A 22,552-nucleotide genomic window follows, 5' to 3' on the forward strand; every position below is an offset into this window, starting at 1 on the left:
AATGAAATTAACCGTTCTGGGTGGCGGCGGTGTGCGTTCGCCGTTCCTGGCAAAATCCATCGCCTATAACGCCCACCGTATTGGTGTCACCGAAGTGGTATTTATGGACACCGATCAACATAAACTGGCCATTTACGGCGCTATCGCTCAAGGAGTATTCCAGCGTATCCGCGGTGATATCACCTTTAGCCTGACCAGCGATCCGCAGCAGGCACTGAGCGATGCGGACTATATCATCACCACTCTGCGCATCGGCGGTGAGGAGGGTCGCATTTATGATGAACGCATCGCGCTCAACCATCAGGTTCTGGGGCAGGAAACCACCGGCGCGGGCGGCTTCGCCATGGCAATGCGTTCAATCCCGGCGATTATCGACTACTGCCGACTGATCGAACAGCTGTCGTCCCCCAACGCGGTGTTATTCAACTTCACCAATCCTTCCGGCATGGTCACCGAAGCGATCATCAAATCCGGTTTTAAACGCCAGGTGTACGGCATCTGTGATGCACCCAGCGAGTTTATCCGCGAACTGGCCGAGCTGCTGGGCTGCCGCGAGAGCGAATTGAGCATCGACTGTTTCGGGCTGAATCACCTGTCCTGGTTCCGCAATGCCCGGGTCAACGGCGAACCTGTAACTGAACGGCTGCTGGCGGATCCACGCCTGTATCGCGACACCTGCATGAAGTACTTCTCACCAGAGCTGATCGAACTCTCCGATAACCTGATGCTCAACGAGTATCTGTATTACTACTACTACCGTGAACAAGCGATCGCCGCTATCGTCAGCGCCGGCGAAACCCGCGGCGAACAAATTGCACAGATCAACCGGCAGATGCTGGCGGATCTGGCCGAGCTGGACATCCCGAACCAGCTGGATCAGGCCTTTAGCCTCTACTTCAGCCATTACCTGACGCGCGAAAACTCGTATATGCAGCGCGAGTCCAGCCAGGGCAAGGTGAAAGAGCGAGAAATGCTGACGCTACAGCAGTTTATCGAACAGCCGGACAGCGGTGGCTACGCCGGCGTGGCAATCGACATTCTGGAGGCGGTGAACAGTGGCCAACAAAAGCGCGTGGTGGTATCGATGCAGAACAACGATACGCTGGACTTCCTGCATCCTGAAGACGTGATTGAAATCAGCTGCGAGCTGAGCAGCGCGGGTATACACCCAGTGAAAATGCGCGATATTCCCGACACGCAAAAAAACCTGATCGCCCGGGTGAAAGAATACGAAAGGCTGGCCGTAGAAGCTATTCTGGAAGGTAACCGCAAAAAGGCCATCAAGGCATTGATGGTGCATCCACTGGTGAACTCTTACTCACTGGCAAAAACGCTGGTGGAGGAGTATCTACAGGCCCATCAGCAATACGCTGAACATTGGCGTTAATCCCAGCGGCGCGGCCTTTAGCGGTTGCGCCGTTCAAACCAGGCCTTGATCAGATTTTCAAAGCCCAGCAAGCAATGGCCGAAGAACGGATTGGGATAATAGATATCATGGTCATACTTCTGCCGATCTTCATAAATAAAGCTCATATCGGCCTGCTGGGCCAACGGGCTGTCACCATCGCCGCAAAACGCCGCCAACTGGATATTGTTGCGTTTCACCGCCTCACCCCAACTCAGTGCCGAGCTGCTGTTCCCCGACTTTGAAATCACGATCACCATATTGAAACGAAAACGCGTCTCCCGATCGAGAATATCGAAGTCTGGCCACAGCGACAGATAGCTGTCGATGCCCAGGGTCATAAACTTGTTGTACATGTACTGCGCCACCAGCTGTGAGAAACCGCTGCCGTGGATCAGAATTTTACCGCCGTCGAGCAGATCGAGAAATTGCGCCTGTTGCTGCAGGCTGAACGCTGCAGGTGACGGCTTTTCAGCCAGATAGGCTGGCGCCATTGCCAGGTTGAATTTGATAAAATACACCAGCTCCAGATAGCCACGAAAGCCCAGCTTCTTGGCCAGCCGCACCAGCGTTGACGGCGAGCTGTAGCAACGGGCAGACACTGCCCGGATGCCTTCGTCGATGCAGGCGTCAGGGTTATCCAAAATGCAGTTGAGAATAGCCAGATCCGTTTTGCTCAGATCCGCCTGGCTGAATACCTGTTTGAAATTCACCGTCACCCCGTGGCGCTATTACGACGAAAGAAGGCGGGTAGTGTCTGGATGGGTAGCCCGCAGAGCGCCAGGCATAACCCCAGGGTGCAGAAGCTCGCGCCCTGGGGCCGCACTCATGGCTGATCGGCTCTTGCGACTTTCCCTACCAGGAATTTGTGCACGAATCGTGGTACCACGGCACTGGCCTGGCCATAGTGTTTTTCATCGAACTGGCTCTCAACCTGGCTGGGCTCCAGATTCAGCTCCATGGTATGCGCCCCGCCCAGCCGCGCTTCATGGACGAAACCGGCGGCCGGATAAACATGGCCCGAGGTACCAATGGCGACAAAAAAATCAGCCTTGGCCAGCGCCTGATAAATTTCGTCCATGCCCAGCGGCATTTCGCCGAACCACACGATATGCGGCCGTAGCGGTGCCGGGAACTGGCAGCAATGACAGCGATCGTCGACGCTGAGATCTTCCGGCCAGTCAAACACTTGCCCGGAGCTGGTGCAACGCACTTTCAGCAGTTCGCCATGCATATGCAGCACCCGCGAACTCCCGGCACGTTCGTGCAGGTTATCGATATTCTGCGTCACCAGCAGGAAATTATCGCCCAGCCAGGCTTCCAAATCTGCCAAAGCACGGTGTGCGGCGTTAGGCGCGATGTCCGGCGACTGCAACTGGCGACGACGCTCATTGTAAAACGCCTGCACCAGTTGCGGGTCACGCTGGTAGCCTTCCGGCGTAGCGACATCTTCCACCCGGTGCTCTTCCCACAACCCGTCTGCGGCGCGGAAAGTGCGGATGCCCGACTCAGCCGAGATCCCGGCCCCGGTCAACACCACGACAAACGGCTTTTTCAGCTCGGCGGCCGCCATGGTGTCGCGATGAAAAATCCGCGAACGAAAGCGCTGATGCAGCACATGCTTACTCTTGCGAAACTGACACAGCCGATGACGAGTGTGCATTAACTCTCTCCTTACTTTTCCCTGTTGACCAAATTGAGGAACGCGGCCCCGCGTACCCCGCCAGCGTCTCCATAGCGCGCTTTTTCAATCCGCGGCAACTTGGCCACGCGCAACAGATGTGCCGGTAAACGCTGTGGCAATGCCTGGTAGATCGCCTCAAAGTTCGACAACCCACCGCCAATCACCACCAGATGAGGATCGATGATGGTCAGCAGGTTACCCAGGCAAATCGCCAGCACGTCCATAAAACGTTCGACGTGAGCCACGGCCTGCGGCTCACCCGACTGATAATGCGCAATAATCTGCTGCGCAGGCAAGTGCTGCTGGTAAAAGTGGGCGTACATCCACTCAAAACCGCGGCCGGAAATGTAATTTTCGATGCAACCCTGATGACCGCAGCCACAGGGAACGCGAGGTATATCACGCCCCAGCACCTCAAGCGCATCCACCGGCAGGCGAAAATGGCCAAATTCACCGGCGATATAGTTACGCCCGGAGACCACCTTGCCATCGACGATTAACCCACCGCCAACCCCGGTGCCGAGAATGATGCCCAACACCGTCGGATAGTGGCGGAACTCCTCGTCCCAGGCTTCCGACAGCGCAAAGCAGTTGGCGTCATTATCAATGCGCACTTCGCGGCCAATCAGTTCAGCCAGGTCATGCGGTAACCGCTGCCCCATGGCCGCCGGCACGTTGGCGGTAAACACCGTGCCGTCATCATCGTTAGGCAGCCCCGGAATGCCGATGCCCACCATGCCCTGCTGACCGCAGAACGCATCCGCTTCAAAGGTCAGGTCGCGCAGCGTCGTCAGCAGTTGCTGGTAGTCATCACGCGGCGTCGGCACTCTTTTTTGCCAAATGCGCTGCAGGTCTGCGTCGAATACGCCCAGCTCAATCTTGGTGCCGCCCATATCGAAACCGTAGTACATAACCCACCCTCAGGCTAAAAAAATGGGGCGGCATCTCTGCCCCCCCTGATTTTGATTATTGTCCGCTCAACACTCGCGCCGGATCGATACGGCTGGCACGCCTGGCCGGATACCAGCTAGCCAACAGGCTAAGCACCAGCGCGGTCACCAATACTATCACCACGTCCAGCCAGTGCAGCTCGGAAGGCAGGAAGTCGATGAAGTAGATATCTCCCGACAGGAATGAGTGCCCCATCAGTTTTTCCAATCCTTTGATGATGTTGGTCAGCTGCAGCGAAGCGATCACCCCAACCACCACACCGCTGACGCTGCCCACCAGCCCGGCCAGCAGGCCATACCAGATAAATATGGCACGGATAAACCCGTCTTTGGCGCCCAAAGTCCGCAGCACGGCGATATCGCCGCTCTTGTCCTTCACCGCCATCACCAGCGTGGAGACGATGTTAAAACAGGCAACGCCAATCACCAGCACCATTGCCAGATACATGATGGCGCGGATCATCTGGATATCGCGGTACATATAACCGTAGGTGCCAATCCAGCTCTTGATATAAACGTAGGAGTTGGTGACTTCACCGGCATCTCGCACCAGTTTATTGGCGGCAAACACGTCGCTAACCTTGATAGCGATGCCGGTCACGCTGTCGCCCATATCCAGATACTGCTGAGCATCGGCCAAAGGCACCATCGCCAGGCTGTGATCGAGCTGGCCGCTAAGCTGCAGAATACCGGTCACGTGCAGACGAATGCGCTTCGGCTGCAACAGCTTCATTTGCGGATCGCTGTTGGGGATCATCACCGTCACATAGCTGCCCTGCTTGACGCCCAGTGCATCCGCAACGCCCTTGCCGAGGATCACCTGCTGTTCACCGCTTTTGAAATTGGCCCAGGCATCGCCCTGCACGTATTTTGGCAGCGCACTGAGCTGGTTTTCCTGCTGTGGGTCAACCCCTTTGACGCCTACCGCACGCAACTGCGCGCCGTTTTCCATCAGGCCGGTAAAGTTGATATAAGGGGCGGCGGCCAGGATACCCGGTACCTTCTCCACCCGTTGCAAGATTGACGACCAGTCTTTGAACGGCTGTTTCACCGGCTCGATTTCACCGTGCGGTACCACCGCCAAAATACGGTTCTTCAGTTCGCGCTCAAAACCGTTCATGGCGCTCAGGCCGACAATCAGCACCGCCACGCCCAGCGCAATACCGATGGTGGAAATCACCGAGATTAACGACACCATGCCGCCACGTTTACGCCCGCGGCTGAAACGCAGGGCCGTCAGAAAGGAAAGTGACGCACCCGCCATTACTCAGCCCCCAACAGGGTCAACTGGGCCTGCAGATGGCCGTCGGCCATTTCCAACTGGCGGCTGAGTCGCTTGGCCAGTTGCAGGTCATGGGTCACCACCAGGAACGCGGTACCCTGACGCACATTCAGTTCACCGAGCAGATCAAAGATACTGTCGGCGGTGCGTTTATCCAGGTTGCCGGTTGGCTCATCCGCCAGGACCAGCGACGGATTATTCACCAGCGCACGGGCAATCGCCACGCGCTGACGTTCACCGCCGGACAGTTCTGAAGGCCGGTGCTTGCTGCGTTTGGCCAGGCCGACCGCGGTCAACATTTCCATCGCTTTTTCCTGCGCCTGCGCCGGTTTCATCCCGCCGATCAACAACGGCATGGCGGCGTTTTCCAACGCGGTAAAGTCCGGTAACAGGTGGTGGAACTGGTAGATAAAGCCCAACTGACGGTTGCGCAGCTCGGCCTTGGCGGCCGAAGACAGGGTGTTCAACGACTGGCCCTTGTAAATCACTTCGCCAGACGTCGGTGAATCCAGCCCGCCCAACAGGTGCAACAGCGTACTTTTCCCTGAACCCGAACTGCCGAGGATCGCCATCATCTCGCCCGGCTGCATGGCAAAGCTGACATTGCGCAGTACGTCGGTATGCAGGTTGCCTTCCTGATAGGTCTTGCACAGGTTTTCACACTGCAACAAAAGATGATTACTCATAACGTAAAGCCTCAGCGGGTTGTACGGCGGCAGCGCGCCATGAAGGGTAAAGCGTGGACAACAGGGAAACCGCCATCGCCGCCACGGCGATGATCGTCACCTGCAGCGGATCAACCGCCACCGGCAGCGAGGCGCCGTCAATCAATGCGCCAAGGATAGGCATCAGGTTATTCAGGTTGGTGGCCAGCAGCACGCCAAGCAGCGTGCCAAGCAACGAACCTATAATGCCGGCGCTGGCACCCTGCACCATAAACACCGACATAATTTGCCGACGCGTCAGGCCCTGGGTCTGCAGAATGGCCACTTCGCCCTGCTTCTCCATCACCAGCAGGCCGAGCGAGGTAATAATGTTAAATGCCGCCACCGCCACGATCAGGCTGAGCAGCAGCCCCATCATGTTCTTCTCCATGCGCACCGCCTGGAACAGTTCACCCTTACGTTCGCGCCAGTCTTTCCATTCGGTGCCCTGCGGCAATTTCTGTTGGCTGAGGGTATCGACCGTCAGCGGCTGCTGCAGGAACAGACGCCACCCGGTGATATTGCCGGCCGGGTAACGCAGCAGCCGCGAGGCATCCTGCTGATTGACCAGCATCTGGGTACCGTCGACTTCACTGTTCGCGTGGAAAGTGCCAACCACGGTAAACAGACGTTGAATGGGAATGCGGCCCATCGGCGTAAACTGGCTGGCGCTCGGCACCATCACCCGCAGCGGATCGCCACGCTTGACGCCAAGCTGTCCGGCCAACTGCTCGCCGATGATAATGTTGTACTGGCCCGGCTGCAGCTGTTGCTGCTTGACGTTCACCAGGAACGGCGTCAGCGGATCGGCTTCGTCGGGGTTCACCCCCAACATCACACCCACCGCCACGCTGCGGGCGCTTTGCAGCACTACATCACCGGTGGTCAAAGGCGCAACGCGGCTGACGCCCTGCAAGCTCTGCACCACCGATGCCGGAACCTGCTGAGGGTTGATCGACCCTTGCGGACTGGTGATCAACGCCTGCGGCATCAGGCCGAGAATGTTGTTTTCCAGATCCTTTTCGAAACCGTTCATCACCGACAATACGGTGACCAACGCCATCACCCCCAGCGTAATGCCGATGGTGGAAAGCCAGGAAACAAACCGCCCGAAGCGGTCTGAGGCCCGCCCGCGCATGTAGCGCAGGCCAATGAATAACGCGACAGGTTGATACATGAAATCCGTTTTGTTGCCGTAGCTTAAGCAAAGTGATCAAGGATAATAAAGGCTATACCCCGTTTAGGGAACCACCCTGACGCCTTTTATTCCGCCGATCACCCGAACGGCAGCACGTCACCCGGCGTCTCGCTTTAACAGGTTGTAAACCGACACCCGCGAAATACCCAATGCTTCCGCCACCATGGTGGCTGCTCCGCGCAGTTGCAGGTACCCCTGTTGCTTTAACAGTTGGATCACCTGAAAACGCTGGTCGGAAGAGAGTGCGCGTGGCGCGCTGGCATACGAGGCGGCAAAGTTATTGATCACCGAGGCAATATCCGACAGCGAGCGTGCGCCTTCGGCGACCGGCTGTGGCGTGCTCTGCACTACGGCAGTCAATTGTTGCAGGATGGCCGTGGCGCTGTTGAAGATCGAAACGTCCAGATTCAGGCAGATCGCGGCGACATAGACTCCTTGGCTGTTGCGCAGGCCAATTGACGTGCTCTTGGCCGGGCGACCGTCCGGGAAGGCATTGGCATAGTTTTGCACCACATCCGGGAAGTCTGGCGAAGCAATACGCTCCAGCCCCATTTCGCTGGCGGCGTCGCCGATACTGCGGTTAGACAAATTATTGGCGATGGCAACGATAGCATGGTCTGGCTGCGTCAGATCGTGCAGCACCACTTCGCAACTGGGGGCAAACATGGTGCCCAGCGCCTGTACAATTTTTTCTGCTTCGCGCAGCAACAACGCATTTTCCTGCCTGAGATCGCTCATCGAGTTAACCATTTGACAATAACTTTACAAAGAGTAAATTAAAATCTTCGTGTTATCAATCAACCTTTCATCTACGCGAGGTCGCCATGAGTTCAACGCCCCACTGTATTACCGCCGCCGATATCTCTACCGCCGCAGAAATCCTGAACGGGCACGCTATCCGCACGCCAGTCATGACCTCGCAGCAGGCCGATCACCATACCGGCGCGCAGTTGTTCTTTAAATGCGAGAATTTCCAGCGCGTTGGCGCCTTCAAGTTTCGCGGCGCGTACAATTCAATTGCTCAATTAAGTGAGGCGCAACGCAAGGCTGGGGTGATTGCCTTCTCCTCCGGCAACCACGCACAGGCCATGGCGCTGGCGGCGCGGGAGTTAGGGGTCAGCGTAACCATAGTGATGCCGCACGACGCGCCGGCCACCAAATTGGCGGCAACGCGAGGTTACGGTGCCAACGTGGTGATTTATCAACGTCACAGCGAAGACCGGGAGGCCATTACCCAGCGACTGGCAGCCGAGCATGGCCTGACCATGGTGCCCCCCTATGATTATCCGCAGGTGATTGCCGGCCAGGGGACCGCCACTAAAGAGTTGATTGAGGAAGTTGGACCGTTGGATGTGTTGCTGGTCTGCACCGGCGGTGGCGGCTTGCTGGCCGGCAGTGCGGTGGCAGCACACCACTGGTCACCGGGCTGCCGGGTGTTTGGCGTGGAGCCACAGGCGGGTAATGATGTGCAGCAGGCATTCCGCAGCGGCCAGCCGGTACAGATCCCGGTCCCCAAAACCATCGCCGATGGCGCACAAACTCAACAGGTGGGTGCGTTGACCTTCCCGATCATTCAACAGTACGTCGAGGATATTCTGACGGTCAGCGACCCGCAGCTGTGTCGGCAGATGCGCTTCTTTATGGAAAGAATGAAAATGGTGGTCGAACCGACCGGCTGTCTGGCCGCGGCGGCGGCGATGAATTCGCTGCTCGATCTGCGTGGCAAAAAGGTCGGGGTGATCGTCAGCGGCGGTAACCTCGACGCCGATAAAATCACCGACTATCTCGCCATGGCGGCACAAGAATAGTGCCGCCAGACGGTTAAATATCCACCGACAGACTATAGCTTCGCGTTTTTACCTGTGTCAGTTTACTGCCCAGTGGGCTAGAATTACCGGGTAAAGGCGCGGTGTTATTTGTGCCGGGGCGAAATTTAACACATTGATTAAAGATACCTTAATGAGCATCTCTGATAACCGTAACCGTTCCGCATCGTCACCCTCCCGTTATTCCCTGCCTGAGCGCGCGGGCGATTTGCGCCAACTGGGGCAACTGACCGGTTCGGCCTGTGCCGTGGAGTGCGCCGAGATCGTCGAACGGCATAACGGGCCGGTGATGCTGATCGCCCCGGACATGCAAAATGCCCTGCGGCTGCGCGACGAAATTCAGCAGTTTACCGATCAAATGGTGACCACGCTGTCCGACTGGGAAACTTTGCCCTACGACAGCTTCTCGCCGCATCAGGAAATCATCTCCGCCCGCCTGTCGAGCCTGTACCACCTGCCGACCATGGTGCGCGGCGTCATTATTCTGCCGGTCAATACCCTGATGCAGCGCGTTTGCCCGCACGAGTTCCTGCACGGCCACGCGCTGGTGATGAAAAAAGGCCAGCGCCTGTCGCGTGACAAACTGCGCGCCCAACTGGAGCAGGCCGGCTACCGCAGCGTCGATCAGGTAATGGAGCACGGTGAATTCGCTACCCGTGGCGCACTGCTCGATCTGTTCCCGATGGGCAGCGAAGAACCCTACCGCATCGATTTCTTCGACGACGAGATCGACAGCCTGCGCACCTTTGATGTCGACAATCAGCGCACGCTGAGCGAAGTCGACGCCATCAACCTGTTGCCGGCTCATGAATTCCCGACGGATAAAAATGCCATCGAGCTGTTTCGTAGCCAATGGCGCGAGCAGTTTGAGGTGCGCCGCGACGCCGAGCATATTTATCAGCAGGTCAGCAAAAGCACCTGGCCAGCCGGTATCGAATACTGGCAACCGCTGTTCTTCAGCCAACCGCTGCCGTCGCTGTTCAGCTACCTGCCAGACAACACGCTGATCGTCAATACCGGTAATCTGGAAAGCGCCGCCGAACGCTTCTGGCAGGACGTTAATCAGCGTTACGAGAGCCGCCGAGTTGATCCCATGCGTCCACTGCTGGCACCGGACAGCCTGTGGCTACGGGTTGATGCGCTGTTTGGCGAACTGAAAGCCTGGCCGCGCATGGCGCTGAAAACCGAAGAGCTGCCGGCCAAGGCCGGTAACACCAATCTGGATTATCGCGTACTGCCGGATCTGGCGGTGCAAGCCCAGCAGAAAGCGCCGCTGGACAACCTGCGCCACTTTATTGAAAGTTTTGACGGCAGCGTTATTTTCTCGGTCGAAAGTGAAGGTCGCCGCGAAACGCTGCAGGACCTGCTCGGCCGTATCAAGCTCCGCCCTTCGCTGATCCAGCATCTCGATCAGGCCGAGGCAGCGGGCCGCTACATGATGGTCGGTGCCTCCGAACGTGGTTTCCTCGACGGCATGCGCAACCGGGCCTTGATCTGCGAAAGCGATCTGCTCGGTGAACGCGTCAGCCGCCGTCGGCAGGACAACCGCCGCACCATTAATACCGATGTTCTGATCCGCAACCTGGCTGAGCTGCACCCAGGCCAGCCGGTGGTGCATCTGGAACACGGCGTTGGGCGTTACGTCGGCCTGACCACGCTGGAAGCCGGTGGTATCAAGGCCGAATATCTGATCCTGTCCTACGCCGGTGAAGACAAACTTTACGTCCCGGTCTCTTCACTGCATCTGATCAGCCACTATGCCGGGGGCGCTGACGATAACGCCCCGTTACACAAACTGGGCGGTGATGCCTGGTCGCGCGCACGGCAAAAAGCCGCCGAGCGAGTGCGTGACGTGGCGGCCGAACTGCTGGATATCTACGCCCAGCGCGCCGCCAAAACCGGCTTCGCCTTTAAACATGACCGCGAACAGTATCAACTGTTCTGCCAGGCCTTCCCGTTTGAAACCACCCCGGACCAGGAGCAGGCGATCAATGCCGTGCTAAGCGACATGTGCCAGCCACTGGCCATGGACCGTCTGGTATGTGGTGACGTCGGCTTCGGCAAAACCGAAGTGGCGATGCGCGCCGCCTTCCTGGCGGTGGAAAACGGCAAACAGGTTGCGGTGCTGGTGCCCACCACCCTGCTGGCACAGCAGCATTTCGACAACTTCCGCGATCGCTTCGCCACCTGGCCTATCCGCATTGAGATGATGTCGCGCTTCCGCAGTGCCAAGGAGCAGCAGCAGGTGATGGACGATGCCATTGAAGGCAAAGTAGACATCATCATCGGTACCCACAAACTGCTGCAAAGCGATCTGCGCTGGAAAGATCTGGGGCTGCTGATCGTCGATGAAGAACACCGATTCGGCGTACGCCACAAGGAACGCATCAAGGCGATGCGCGCCGATGTGGATATCCTGACGCTGACCGCAACGCCGATCCCACGTACGTTGAATATGGCCATGAGCGGCATGCGTGACCTGTCGATTATCGCCACGCCGCCAGCCCGCCGTCTGGCGGTAAAAACCTTCGTGCGCGAGTACGACAGTCTGGTGGTGCGTGAGGCAATCCTGCGTGAAGTGCTACGCGGCGGCCAGGTTTACTACCTGTACAACGACGTGGAAAATATCGAAAAAGCCGCAGCAAAACTGGCAGAGCTGGTGCCGGAAGCACGCATTGCCATTGGCCACGGCCAGATGCGTGAGCGCGATCTGGAACGGGTGATGAACGATTTCCACCACCAGCGCTTTAACGTGCTGGTCTGCACCACCATTATCGAAACCGGCATCGACATTCCCAGCGCCAATACCATTATCATTGAACGCGCCGATCGCTTCGGGCTGGCGCAGCTTCACCAGCTACGTGGCCGCGTCGGACGTTCTCACCATCAGGCTTACGCCTATCTGCTGACGCCGAACCCGAAAGCCATGAGCACCGACGCCCATAAACGGCTGGAGGCCATCGCATCACTGGAAGACCTGGGGGCTGGCTTTGCCCTGGCCACCCACGATCTGGAGATCCGCGGCGCGGGTGAACTGCTAGGTGAAGATCAGAGCGGCCAGATGACGACCGTCGGCTTCTCACTGTATATGGAACTGCTGGAAAGCGCGGTGGATGCGCTGAAACACGGGCGCGAGCCGTCGCTGGAAGATCTCACCAGTAACCAGACCGAAGTAGAGCTGCGTATGCCGGCCCTGCTGCCGGATGATTATATTCCGGACGTTAACACCCGGCTGTCGTTCTATAAGCGCATCGCCAGCGCCAAAAATGACGGTGAGTTGGAAGAACTGAAGGTGGAACTGATTGACCGCTTCGGTCTGCTGCCGGATCCGGCGCGTAACCTGTTGCAAAGCGCGGCACTGCGTCAGCATGCGCAGCTGCTTGGGATCAAGCGCATCGAGGGCAATGAACGCGGCGGGTTTATCGAGTTTGGCGAGAAAAATAAGGTCGACCCAGGCTATTTGATTGGGCTATTGCAAAGCAATCCGCAGGTCTATCGCCTGGATGGGCCGAGCAAGCTGAAATTTACGCTGGACCTGACCGATCGCCAGAAACGCCTGAAATTTACCGAGGAGCTGTTGACCGCATTCCGCGAGCATACGCTGGCGGCCTGATCAATAACCCCTCCTGAGTTCATCGGGAGGGGTTACGGGTGTCGAAAGCCGGCGCCCAACGGTGAAAGCGGCATCAGTCGGCTGCATACCACCTGATTTTTGCCGTTCCGCTTGGCGGTGTATAACGCTTCGTCCGTCACCTCTATCGCTTTATCAACCGCCATGCCGGGCAAGTACAGTGACGCTCCGACAGAAACAGTGATCTGCGTCTCCCGATCTTCATCCAACAAAAATACCCTGCTCTCCACGCTACGACGGATACGTTCCGCCACCTCGCCGATCACCGCCGGATCGTAGCTGGCGGTGATCACCATAAATTCCTCCCCGCCATAGCGACCGACAAAATCCTCGCTGCGCACGCTGTTTTGCAATAATTGCCCTACCTGGGTCAACAGCAGATCCCCGGCCAAATGGCCATAGGTATCGTTGATGCGCTTAAAATTATCCAGATCGAGGATCATCAGCCCACAAGGGCGCCGTTCTGCATGTTGTAACATCAGCCGATAGTCGACGCTGGCGCGGTTACTGATATGGGTCAGGCTGTCGGTGGTAGCCTTATCACGCATCGAAAAATAGGCGTGAATATGCCGCTCTTTGAAATTCAGCGCATGGTAGCAAATGGCCAGACACAGCGCCGAGATAGCCTGATACAGCAACACATCCAGCCACAGCGTACGCATATCGACCAGAAACCAGACCACCGCGATACGGTATAACGCAATCACGCCAATGGTCAGATAGAACACCCGATTCGACTTTCTCAGCCAGACCCGCGACAGCAGCAGGGGAATGATGATCGAGCCGATAAATAAATTATCGACGGTGAAACCACCGCTCAACGCCAACAACATCAGATAACACGCCACTCCGCTGATCGCGCCACCATAGAAAGTGACCAATATCATCGGGATCATGGCGAAGCTGTAATGCACGTTGTCGATCAACTCCAGCTGATTCTGGTTCAGAAACAGTATCGCCAGCCCGGCTATCAGGCCAAAAAGCAGGCGTTTCCAGCGCTCAGAATGATAGGAAAAGGGAGCCTTTTTGCTAAGGGCAAAATAACTGACCGACAGGGTGGCGTAGGTAATACACGCGTCGCTATACAGGGCAGGAATGGAAGCAACGTAAGTCATAAATGTTTGGCAGGCTCCAGGGAGTCGACGGGTTAGTTAGTCACGAATTTTGAGAACGGCTCCCTGTCTCATCCATTTCGGCATGGCACATATTACCCAGTTTAATAATAGATTAGCAGTTCTATGTTATTTCCAAGGTATCTATCCCACTTCAGCGGTTCAGGATAGTCTGTTAGCCACCAAGAGAGGAGGAACAAGCATGAATATCGATGATGATTTGCACGCGCTGTCCAAACAGGAAACGGCGTTGACCTTCAGTCATTTTGACCATAACACCGCCTGGGAGCTGGGCGTGGCCTTGAAATCCGCCGCAGAGCAGCGCCATCTGTCAATCGCCATTGAGATCCAGCTTGCGGGGCAAACGCTGTTTTATTACGCCATGCCCGGTACCACGCCCGATATTGCCGACTGGGTGCGACGTAAACGCAACGTGGTGAATCATTTCCACAAGAGTTCTTACGCTATCGGCCTGCGCCTGCAACAGCGGCAATCGACGCTGGAAGAACGCTATGGCCTGAGCATACGCGACTACTCGGCGCACGGTGGTGCCTTCCCGGTTAATTTGGCCGGGCTTGGCTGCATCGGCACCATCAGTATTTCCGGCTCGCCACAGTTGGAAGACCATAATCTGCTGGTTGGCACCCTGGCTCGTTTTCTCGGGTTATCCCTGCCAGCGGTACATTAAGCAGCAAAAGCCCCCCTATTCTATCCGGACTGGCCGCCAGAGCCGCGGCCAGCCTACCCCCTGGTATTTACTGCCTTTTTGAAAGAGCCTGATTCTGATTTTCCGCAGCGCATTGATGTATATCTAGGAATCACCATCACAACAGGCGTATGGTGTCTATCAGCTATTCGAGACGGACCGCATCCGGCCCGCCATTCCGTTCTCTTTTATAGACTTGGCTTACACCTTAGATGAAAACGCATGAAATTAACGGCATTCGGCCGTTCAGCGCACTGATTGACGCCTGTTGGCGAGATCCTTATTCCCTGCAACGCCTGCTAAAAGACGCCATCGCCGGCGTCACCGTCGGTATTATCGCTATCCCATTAGCGATGGCACTGGCAATTGCCAGCGGCGTCCCCCCTCAATATGGCTTGTACACGTCGGCGGTCGCCGGGATTGTCATCGCCATTAGCGGCGGCTCGCGCTACAGCGTTTCCGGCCCCACCGCCGCCTTTGTGGTGATCCTCTATCCGGTTTCGCAGCAGTTTGGCCTGTCTGGCCTGCTGATTGCCACCCTGCTTTCCGGGCTGTTTTTGGTGCTCATGGGGTTGGCTCGCTTCGGCCGGTTGATTGAATATATTCCCCTGTCGGTGACGCTGGGCTTCACCTCCGGTATTGCCATTACCATCGCCACCATGCAGGTGAAGGATTTCTTCGGTCTGCAAATGGCGGAAGTGCCGGAACACTATGTAGGTAAGGTCTATGCCCTGCTGCAAACGCTGCCGACGCTGGACATCGGCGATACGCTGATCGGCGCGGTGACCCTGTTGATCCTGATATTCTGGCCGAAGCTCGGCCTGCGGGTGCCGGGCCATTTACCTGCACTGCTGGCAGGCACCGCGGTAATGGGTATTATGGCGCTGTTTGACCACCCGGTGGCCACCATCGGCTCTCGCTTCAGTTACCTGCTGGCCGACGGTACTCAGGGCCATGGCATTCCGCCTATTCTGCCGCAGCTGATGCTGCCGTGGGATCTGCCAGCCGGTGACGGCAAGCCGATGGACCTGAGCTGGCAGACGATTTCCACCCTGCTGCCGGCGGCGTTCTCCATGGCCATGCTGGGTGCGATTGAATCCCTGCTGTGTGCCGTGGTACTGGATGGCATGACCGGCAAAAAGCACAACTCCAATACCGAGCTTATCGGCCAGGGCGCGGGTAATATCATCGCTCCATTCTTTGGCGGCATTACCGCCACCGCCGCCATTGCCCGTTCTGCGGCTAACGTGCGCGCCGGGGCTACTTCGCCGGTGTCCGCCATTATCCATGCGTTGCTGGTGCTGTTGGCGCTGCTGGTGCTGGCGCCGTGGCTGTCCTGGCTGCCGCTGGCGGCAATGGCGTCGCTGCTGCTGATGGTCGCCTGGAACATGAGTGAAGCCCACAAGGTGGTTTACCTGCTGCGACGGGCACCGAAAGACGACATTCTGGTGATGCTGCTGTGCCTGTCGCTGACGGTGTTGTTCGACATGGTGATCGCCATTACCGTGGGCATCGTGCTGGCTTCGCTGCTGTTTATGCGCCGCATTGCACGCATGACGCGCCTGAGCGAGCTGAGCGCCGAAAACGGCCGTCTGGTACTGCGGGTGAATGGTCCGTTATTCTTCGCCGCCGCCGAGCGCATTTTTAATGAGCTACTGGTGCGCAGTGAAAATTATGACGTGATTGTCTTGCAGTGGGATGCGGTGCCGGTGCTGGACGCCGGGGGGCTGGATGCCCTACAGCGCTTTATCGAAGCCCTGCCCCCAGGCAAGCAACTGGTGATCACCGATATGCCGTTCCAGCCGTTGAAAACGCTGGCGCGGGCACGGGTACAACCGATTGAGGGGAAACTGCATTTCTACGCAACGCTCCCCGAGGCACTGACAGCGTTAAACACCTGAAAAACCAAAAGCCCGACAAGTCGGGCTTTAATATATTCATCAAATCGTCTGTTAAGTCCGAGATACTCGGGCCTAGCGCACCGTGGGGCGCTCCGGCAACTAAAGTTGCTACGACCCCATCGGCACGCTCTCCCTAATAACAGGCCTTATCAACCGTCTGAGAGTTTACTTATCGCACTTAGTTGCTGGTATCCAGCTCTGGGAAACTCTTCACCAGATCGTCGATGGCTTTCATCTGCACCAGGAACGGCTCCAGCTTGTCCAGCGGCAATGCGGACGGGCCATCACACTTGGCGCTGTTCGGCTCTGGGTGCGCTTCGATAAACAGCCCCGCCAAACCTACCGCCATACCGGCACGCGCCAGTTCGGCAACCTGCGCACGACGACCGCCAGATGCAGCACCAAATGGGTCACGGGTTTGCAGGGCATGGGTCACGTCGAAGATCACCGGATGACCGCCAGTGGCATTCTTCATCACGTTGATACCGAGCATGTCGACTACCAGGTTATCGTAACCAAAGTTGCTGCCGCGATCGCACAGGATCACCTGGTCGTTGCCGCCTTCCTTGAACTTGTCGACGATATTGCCCATTTGGCCCGGGCTAACGAACTGAGGTTTCTTGACGTTGATTACCGCACCGGTTTTCGCCATTGCTTCCACCAGATCGGTCTGGCGTGCCAGGAACGCTGGCAGCTGGATCACGTCAACCACTTCGGACACCGGCTGCGCTTGTGAGGCTTCATGCACGTCGGTGATGGTTTTCACGCCGAAGGTTTTTTTGATTTCTTCGAAGATCCTCATCCCCTCTTCCAGGCCCGGCCCACGGTACGAGTGGATAGAAGAACGGTTGGCTTTATCAAAAGAGGCTTTGAAAACGTAAGGGATGCCCAGTTTTTGCGTCACGGTGACGTAGTGTTCGCAAATGCGCATCGCCAGATCGCGCGATTCCAGCACGTTCATACCGCCAAACAGCACAAACGGCAGATCGTTCGCTACGTTGATGTCACCAATGCTAACCACTTTCTGTTTCATGCTTTCGCCTTTGTTGATGTTAAATCAAATAAATTAATGCAGCGTGACCTGTTTCGGTTCAATCGAGTGGATCTGTACTTTGATCACTTCGCTGACCGGATCTTCAGGACACTGTTCGACAAAATAATTGAGATCGGAAATGGCGATATGGTTGCATTCCAACTGGGCGTAAATCAGCCCACGGTCGCGGATTTCGTACGGGTCATCCGGATCGAAACACAGCACCGTTTCGCTGGCCCGCAACGCCATTTCCATCTGTTTTTCTTCCATCAGGGCGGCTTTCAGCGTATCCAGCATCTTTCGCACCACCATGACGTTTTCTGACTCATCGAGATCGTCGTCTTCCAACTCGGCGCCCAGACCCAGGTTGCCCTTGATCCACACTTCCAGTTGATGCTCGTTCAGCGTTTCACCGTTCAACGGGTTGATCAGCCACATCTCTTCATCCAGCCAGTCTGCCCGCAGGATCAACTGGGTGGGGAAAATCACCGGCAGCAGCGGTAAATCCAGATGCGCGGCGATGTGCAGGAAAATGGTGCCTAATGAAACCGGCGTGCCCTGGCGCCCTTCTAGCACCTTGTCGAGCCAAATCGCGTCGGACAGGCGATACACGCCACCGGCGCCGCCAAAACCCCAGGTTTTGAAGAACAATTCAATGAGTGCGTCCAGTTGCTGTTCCTGGCTGAGATCCTTCGGCATCGCCGCACGCGCGTCGTCGACCAGCTGTTGCAGCTTACGTTCGACCTCGGCCGTGGGGAAATCACGCCGCACGGACTGCGAAACCAGGATCACGCCCGCGCTCAGCAGCGCGGTGTTAAATTCAAAATCAGCAATGCTACTCATAAGTATCCCATCAGAAACGGTATTTTCGTCGTGGCAAGTTTAATTATCAGGTACAGACAGCCCAACGCCAGCACAAACGCCAGGGTGCGCAGGTTCTGGTTTTTGGTCTTCTTGCCCAATGCGACGTAGCCAAGCAGGATATAGATAATAACGCCAAACAGCTTCTCGGTCAGCCACGAGTCCATACCCAGCAGCGGATAAAACTTGAACATCACCACCAACGCAATACCACTGGCGAACAACACCGTATCATTTATGTGCGGCGTTATCTTCACCCAGCGCTTGTTCATCATGGCTGAATCACGCCATTTCCAGAAAAAGCGCAGCACAAACAAGATAATACTGATGGCGACCGTCAATAAATGCAGATGTTTTAACGCCGAGTAGACTGCCATATTGCTTCCTTTTATTTATTCGCTGTGTGCTTTGTTATTGTTGGTTTTCAGTTACTGCTGCGGCCATTGGCCAAACGTCACGCGATCGTTATCTCCGTAATCACGGCGGGTAGCGATCGAAATAAAACCGGCGGCCTGCAGCAATGCGCGCACGCTCTCACCCTGCTGCCAGCCATGTTCCAGTAGCAGCCAGCCCTGAGACTCCAGATAGTGTGGTGCTTGCTGCACAATAGCGGACAAATCCGCCAACCCATGCTGCTGCGCGACCAGTGCGCTGCTGGGCTCAAAACGTACGTCGCCCTGCGCCAGATGTGGATCGGCGGCGTCAATGTAGGGAGGATTACTGGCGATCAGGGCGAAAGTCTGGCCGGCCAACGGCGCAAACCAACTGCCCTGAAGGAATTGTGCGTTGCCGATCTTCAGCTTCTGCGCATTATGCTGCGCCAGTGCCACCGCTTCGGGCTGTAAATCAACACCGATGACCTTGCAGTCCGGGCGTTCGCTGGCCAGTGCCAGCGCAATGGCACCGGTGCCGGTGCCGAGATCGAGGATGTGGCAAGAGGATGACGGCAAGCGTTCCAGCGCCAGTTCCACCAGGCATTCGGTGTCCGGACGCGGGATCAGGGTCGCCGGTGATACCGACAGCGGCAGCGACCAAAACTCACGTTCGCCGATCAGGTAAGCCACCGGTTCGCCACGTTCGCGGCGAGCCAGCAATCTTTCCAACTGTTCCTGTTGTTGCGGCGTCAGCAACGTTTCACCGAACGCCATCAGGAAGGTTCTGGCCCGGCCGGTAACAAAACCCAGCAGGATTTCTGCATCACGCCGGGCGCTTTCGCTCTGCGTCAACCGGGCAACCGCCGCCTTCAGCCAGCATTGATAGTCCATTACTCGGGCTCAGCGGACAGCGCGGCGAGCTGGTCGGCCTGGTATTCCTGCACAATCGGTTGGATCAGCATGTCCAGCTTGCCTTCCATCACCTCGTCCAGACGGTACAGCGTCAGGTTGATGCGGTGGTCGGTCACTCGCCCCTGCGGGAAGTTATAGGTACGGTTGCGATCGGAACGGTCGCCAGTGCCCAACAGGTTGCGACGGGTTGAGGCCTCTGCCTGCTGGCGCTTGGCCATTTCGGCGGCACGGATACGCGCGCCCAACACCGACATCGCCTTGGCTTTGTTTTTGTGCTGTGAACGTTCGTCCTGACACTCCACCACGATGCCGGTCGGCAAGTGGGTAATACGGATTGCCGAGTCGGTGGTGTTAACGTGCTGGCCACCGGCACCGGAGGAACGGAAGGTGTCGATTTTCAGATCGCCAGCATTGATCTCCGGCAGTTCGGCTTCCGGCACCGCCGGCATCACTGCCACGGTACAGGCGGAGGTATGAATACGCCCCTGCGACTCGGTTTCCGGCACGCGTTGTACGCGGTGACCACCAGATTCAAATTTCAATTGGCCGAAAACGCCATCGCCAGAAACCTTGGCAATCACTTCTTTATAGCCGCCGTGTTCGCCTTCGTTGGCACTCATGATCTCGACGCGCCAGCGACGCGTTTCAGCATAACGACTGTACATACGGAACAGATCGCCGGCGAAGATCGCCGCTTCGTCGCCGCCGGTACCGGCACGCACTTCCAGGAAGCAATCGCGCTCATCATCCGGATCTTTCGGCAACAGCAGCACTTGTAATTGCTGCTCCAGTTCTTCCGTTGCCGCCTTGGCGTCTTTCAGCTCTTCCTGCGCCATTTCGCGCATTTCCGGGTCATCCAGCATCATTTCTGCCGTGGCCAGATCGTCTTGCACCTTACGCCATTCAAGGAAACAGCGGCTGACATCGGTCAACTGTGCATATTCGCGCGACAGCGCGCGGAACCGATCCTGCTCGGCAATAACGCCGGCATCGCCGAGCAGCGCCTGCACTTCTTCATGGCGCTCTTGTAACGCTTCCAGTTTGGCAACAATAGAAGGCTTCATGCGTGGTATTAAACCCTGTTAATAAAGAGAAAACTAATGCTGATCCAGCCCGAGGCTGTCGCGTAATATTTGCAACCGCTCCACGTCGCCATCGCCGGCGGCCTGTTGGAGGGATTTGGTAGGGGCATGAATTAGACGGTTGGTCAGCCGGTGGGCCAGTTCGTGGATAACTTGCTCCACGTCCGCGCCCTGCGCAATGGCGGCCAAGGCTTTGGCTTCCATTTCCGCACGGATCTGATCGGCCTGCGAGCGGTAGTCGCGGATGGTTTCTACTGCACCCTGTGAGCGCAGCCAGGCCATAAAGTTGATGCTTTCCTGCTGAACAATCGACTCAGCCTGCACCGCCGCTGCCTTGCGCTGCGCCAGGTTGCTTTGAATGATGGCGTGCAGATCGTCCACGCTGTACAAATAGGCGTTGGCCAGCTTGCCCACTTCCGGTTCGATATCGCGCGGTACGGCAATATCCACCAACAGCATTGGCTGGTTGCGGCGCGCTTTCAGCGCTCGCTCCACCATCCCTTTACCGATGATCGGCAGCGGGCTGGCTGTAGAACTGATAATAATGTCGGCGTCCGCCAGGCGTTCGTCGATTTCCGGCAAGGTAATCACTTCTGCGCCGACTTCGTCCGCCAGCAGTTGAGCGCGTTCGCGGGTGCGGTTGGCAATAATCATATGCCGCACTTTGTGTTCGCGCAGATGGCGTGCCACCAGCTCAATGGTTTCACCGGCGCCCACCAACAATACGTTCAGTTCGGCAAGGGATTCGAAGATTTGGCGTGCCAGGGTACAGGCGGCAAAGGCCACGGATACCGCACTGGCACCGATTTCGGTTTCGGTACGTACGCGTTTGGCGACGGAGAAGGATTTTTGGAACAGACGTTCGAGCTCACCCGACAGCGACTGCCCGCGTTGGGATTCGGCAAAGGCTTTCTTCACCTGCCCGAGGATTTGCGGTTCGCCCAACACCAGTGAATCCAACCCGCTGGCCACGCGCATCAGGTGGCTGACGGCTTCATCACCGTGGTGCCAGTACAGGCTTTTACTCACTTCTTCCGGGCGCAGGCGGTGGTACTCACACAGCCAGGTGACCAGCTGCTCGTGAATATGTTCCTGTTGCTCCACGCTAAGATACAGTTCGGTGCGGTTGCAGGTAGACAACACGACACCGCCCTGCACCAACGGCTGTTGGAGCAAGCTGGTAAGCGCCTGTTCGATAGACTCTGGGGAGAAGGTCACCCTTTCACGCAGAGAAACCGGAGCGGTTTTGTGATTAATACCTAACGCCAGCAGGGTCATTGCTTCGAGTAATACTTCTTTTGGTACGGGTTCTCGTTGAACGGCATTCTACTTGATGCGCGGGATCAATAAAAGGCACAACCGCATCTTCCGTCCAATCGCTGAAATAGACAGCATCAATGGGTGATGAGTAATAAATACAGCAAGATAAGTAATAATTCGACGACATAACATACTGAATTTTAGTGCAGTATGCGATATTCCGCACAGTATTCAGTAAAACGGGGTGACCTGAGCAGAGCGGTAGCGATCAAATATTCGGCGCTTACCAACCCAAAGTGCCGCAGCGATAGGTAGGATCCAGCAGGAAAGAGACCTGCTGGCAAAAAACATGCTTGGCCTGCAGGTAGAAAAATGCCGAGCCCGCAAAGCATAACAGCGACATAATGATTCGAGCTGCAAGTTTCATAACCTTCTGTTCTCCCCGGGATAGACCCTTGCAGTATACCGACCCCTACATCAACCAAACACTAACGGCAGCAACACCCCGCCCCAGAGATATTCTTGCGTCCAGAGCAGCACGGCGGAGCGATTGTGTTAATCTTATCAGCAAAGACAACGCATAATCCCGAACCCAATAACGGTAACAAAGCCGGGAATATTCAACGCGATG

General features: G+C 56.8%; 20 protein-coding genes. 5 read left to right on the forward strand and 15 right to left on the reverse strand.

Going from position 1 to position 22,552, the window contains the following annotated elements; all coding sequences use genetic code 11:
- The first annotated feature begins 1 nt into the window (after nt 1).
- Nucleotides 2-1,387, forward strand: coding sequence for a family 4 glycosyl hydrolase (locus OC597_RS15105; protein ID WP_262209352.1), 1,386 nt, complete (start codon nt 2-4; stop codon nt 1,385-1,387).
- A gap of 17 nt (nt 1,388-1,404) precedes the next feature.
- Here the strand turns inward: OC597_RS15105 and OC597_RS15110 are convergent, their stop codons facing one another.
- The 7 genes from OC597_RS15110 to OC597_RS15140 all read right to left on the reverse strand — a co-directional run bounded on the left by OC597_RS15110 (nt 1,405) and on the right by OC597_RS15140 (nt 7,961).
- Nucleotides 1,405-2,118, reverse strand: coding sequence for a MurR/RpiR family transcriptional regulator (locus tag OC597_RS15110; RefSeq protein ID WP_262209354.1), 714 nt, complete (start codon nt 2,116-2,118; stop codon nt 1,405-1,407).
- A gap of 113 nt (nt 2,119-2,231) precedes the next feature.
- Nucleotides 2,232-3,068 (reverse strand): Sir2 family NAD+-dependent deacetylase, encoded by an 837-nt coding sequence (gene cobB, locus OC597_RS15115; protein WP_085116325.1) that lies wholly within the window; start codon nt 3,066-3,068, stop codon nt 2,232-2,234.
- 11 nt (nt 3,069-3,079) lie between these two features.
- Nucleotides 3,080-4,000 (reverse strand): N-acetylglucosamine kinase, encoded by a 921-nt coding sequence (nagK, locus tag OC597_RS15120; RefSeq protein ID WP_112348074.1) that lies wholly within the window; start codon nt 3,998-4,000, stop codon nt 3,080-3,082.
- Between the two features lie 55 nt (nt 4,001-4,055).
- On the reverse strand, nt 4,056-5,303 hold the full coding sequence (gene lolE, locus OC597_RS15125; protein ID WP_262209355.1) for a lipoprotein-releasing ABC transporter permease subunit LolE: 1,248 nt from the start codon (nt 5,301-5,303) through the stop codon (nt 4,056-4,058).
- A complete protein-coding gene (gene lolD, locus OC597_RS15130) occupies nt 5,303-6,007 on the reverse strand; it encodes a lipoprotein-releasing ABC transporter ATP-binding protein LolD (RefSeq protein ID WP_085116323.1) in 705 nt (234 codons plus the stop codon). Before lolD ends, lolE begins: the two co-directional genes overlap by 1 nt.
- Entirely contained in the window at nt 6,000-7,202 is a 1,203-nt protein-coding gene (gene lolC, locus OC597_RS15135; RefSeq protein WP_261284317.1) for a lipoprotein-releasing ABC transporter permease subunit LolC, read from the reverse strand. The genes lolD and lolC overlap by 8 nt, the downstream gene beginning before the upstream one ends.
- A 117-nt stretch (nt 7,203-7,319) precedes the next feature.
- Complete coding sequence (locus OC597_RS15140) at nt 7,320-7,961, reverse strand: helix-turn-helix transcriptional regulator (RefSeq protein WP_262209357.1); 642 nt, start codon at nt 7,959-7,961, stop codon at nt 7,320-7,322.
- 86 nt (nt 7,962-8,047) lie between these two features.
- Here OC597_RS15140 and OC597_RS15145 point away from each other — a divergent pair, with 86 nt between their 5' ends.
- Both OC597_RS15145 and mfd read left to right on the forward strand, forming a co-directional pair.
- The gene (locus OC597_RS15145; protein ID WP_262209359.1) at nt 8,048-9,031 is read left to right on the forward strand and encodes a threo-3-hydroxy-L-aspartate ammonia-lyase; all 984 of its coding nucleotides are present in this window, start codon (nt 8,048-8,050) and stop codon (nt 9,029-9,031) included.
- A 151-nt stretch (nt 9,032-9,182) separates the two neighbouring features.
- Nucleotides 9,183-12,662 (forward strand): transcription-repair coupling factor, encoded by a 3,480-nt coding sequence (gene mfd / locus OC597_RS15150; RefSeq protein ID WP_262209360.1) that lies wholly within the window; start codon nt 9,183-9,185, stop codon nt 12,660-12,662.
- Nucleotides 12,663-12,694: 32 nt separating this feature from the next.
- Here mfd and OC597_RS15155 read toward each other — a convergent pair whose 3' ends face one another.
- Nucleotides 12,695-13,795 carry a GGDEF domain-containing protein gene (locus OC597_RS15155; RefSeq protein WP_262209362.1) on the reverse strand — a complete coding sequence of 367 codons (1,101 nt, stop codon included), beginning with the start codon at nt 13,793-13,795 and terminating at the stop codon, nt 12,695-12,697.
- A 199-nt stretch (nt 13,796-13,994) separates the two neighbouring features.
- Between OC597_RS15155 and OC597_RS15160 the strand changes: the two genes are divergently transcribed.
- Nucleotides 13,995-14,480 carry a heme-degrading domain-containing protein gene (locus OC597_RS15160; protein WP_261255658.1) on the forward strand — a complete coding sequence of 162 codons (486 nt, stop codon included), beginning with the start codon at nt 13,995-13,997 and terminating at the stop codon, nt 14,478-14,480.
- Nucleotides 14,481-14,710: 230 nt separating this feature from the next.
- On the forward strand, nt 14,711-16,399 hold the full coding sequence (gene dauA / locus OC597_RS15165; protein WP_262209366.1) for a C4-dicarboxylic acid transporter DauA: 1,689 nt from the start codon (nt 14,711-14,713) through the stop codon (nt 16,397-16,399).
- Between the two features lie 178 nt (nt 16,400-16,577).
- On the opposite strand, the gene kdsA is transcribed toward dauA, so the two are convergent.
- The 7 genes from kdsA to OC597_RS15200 form a co-directional block, all read right to left on the reverse strand.
- Complete coding sequence (gene kdsA / locus OC597_RS15170; RefSeq protein WP_085116315.1) at nt 16,578-17,432, reverse strand: 3-deoxy-8-phosphooctulonate synthase; 855 nt, start codon at nt 17,430-17,432, stop codon at nt 16,578-16,580.
- A 33-nt stretch (nt 17,433-17,465) separates the two neighbouring features.
- Nucleotides 17,466-18,275 (reverse strand): invasion regulator SirB1, encoded by an 810-nt coding sequence (gene sirB1 / locus OC597_RS15175; RefSeq protein WP_085116314.1) that lies wholly within the window; start codon nt 18,273-18,275, stop codon nt 17,466-17,468.
- Entirely contained in the window at nt 18,272-18,670 is a 399-nt protein-coding gene (locus OC597_RS15180) for a SirB2 family protein (protein ID WP_207977808.1), read from the reverse strand. The genes sirB1 and OC597_RS15180 overlap by 4 nt, the downstream gene beginning before the upstream one ends.
- Before the next feature lie 51 nt (nt 18,671-18,721).
- Nucleotides 18,722-19,558: a peptide chain release factor N(5)-glutamine methyltransferase gene (gene prmC, locus OC597_RS15185; protein WP_262209367.1), complete on the reverse strand. Its 837-nt coding sequence runs from the start codon at nt 19,556-19,558 to the stop codon at nt 18,722-18,724.
- The gene (prfA, locus tag OC597_RS15190; RefSeq protein ID WP_012006414.1) at nt 19,558-20,643 is read right to left on the reverse strand and encodes a peptide chain release factor 1; all 1,086 of its coding nucleotides are present in this window, start codon (nt 20,641-20,643) and stop codon (nt 19,558-19,560) included. The genes prmC and prfA overlap by 1 nt, the downstream gene beginning before the upstream one ends.
- Nucleotides 20,644-20,676: 33 nt before the next feature.
- The gene (gene hemA, locus OC597_RS15195) at nt 20,677-21,939 is read right to left on the reverse strand and encodes a glutamyl-tRNA reductase (protein WP_099062354.1); all 1,263 of its coding nucleotides are present in this window, start codon (nt 21,937-21,939) and stop codon (nt 20,677-20,679) included.
- 265 nt (nt 21,940-22,204) lie between these two features.
- Nucleotides 22,205-22,348 carry a hypothetical protein gene (locus tag OC597_RS15200; RefSeq protein ID WP_262209369.1) on the reverse strand — a complete coding sequence of 48 codons (144 nt, stop codon included), beginning with the start codon at nt 22,346-22,348 and terminating at the stop codon, nt 22,205-22,207.
- Nucleotides 22,349-22,552: the final 204 nt, after the last annotated feature.

The sequence above is a fragment of the Serratia proteamaculans genome, assembly GCF_946227095.1.
GTDB classification, from domain to species: domain Bacteria; phylum Pseudomonadota; class Gammaproteobacteria; order Enterobacterales; family Enterobacteriaceae; genus Serratia; species Serratia proteamaculans_E.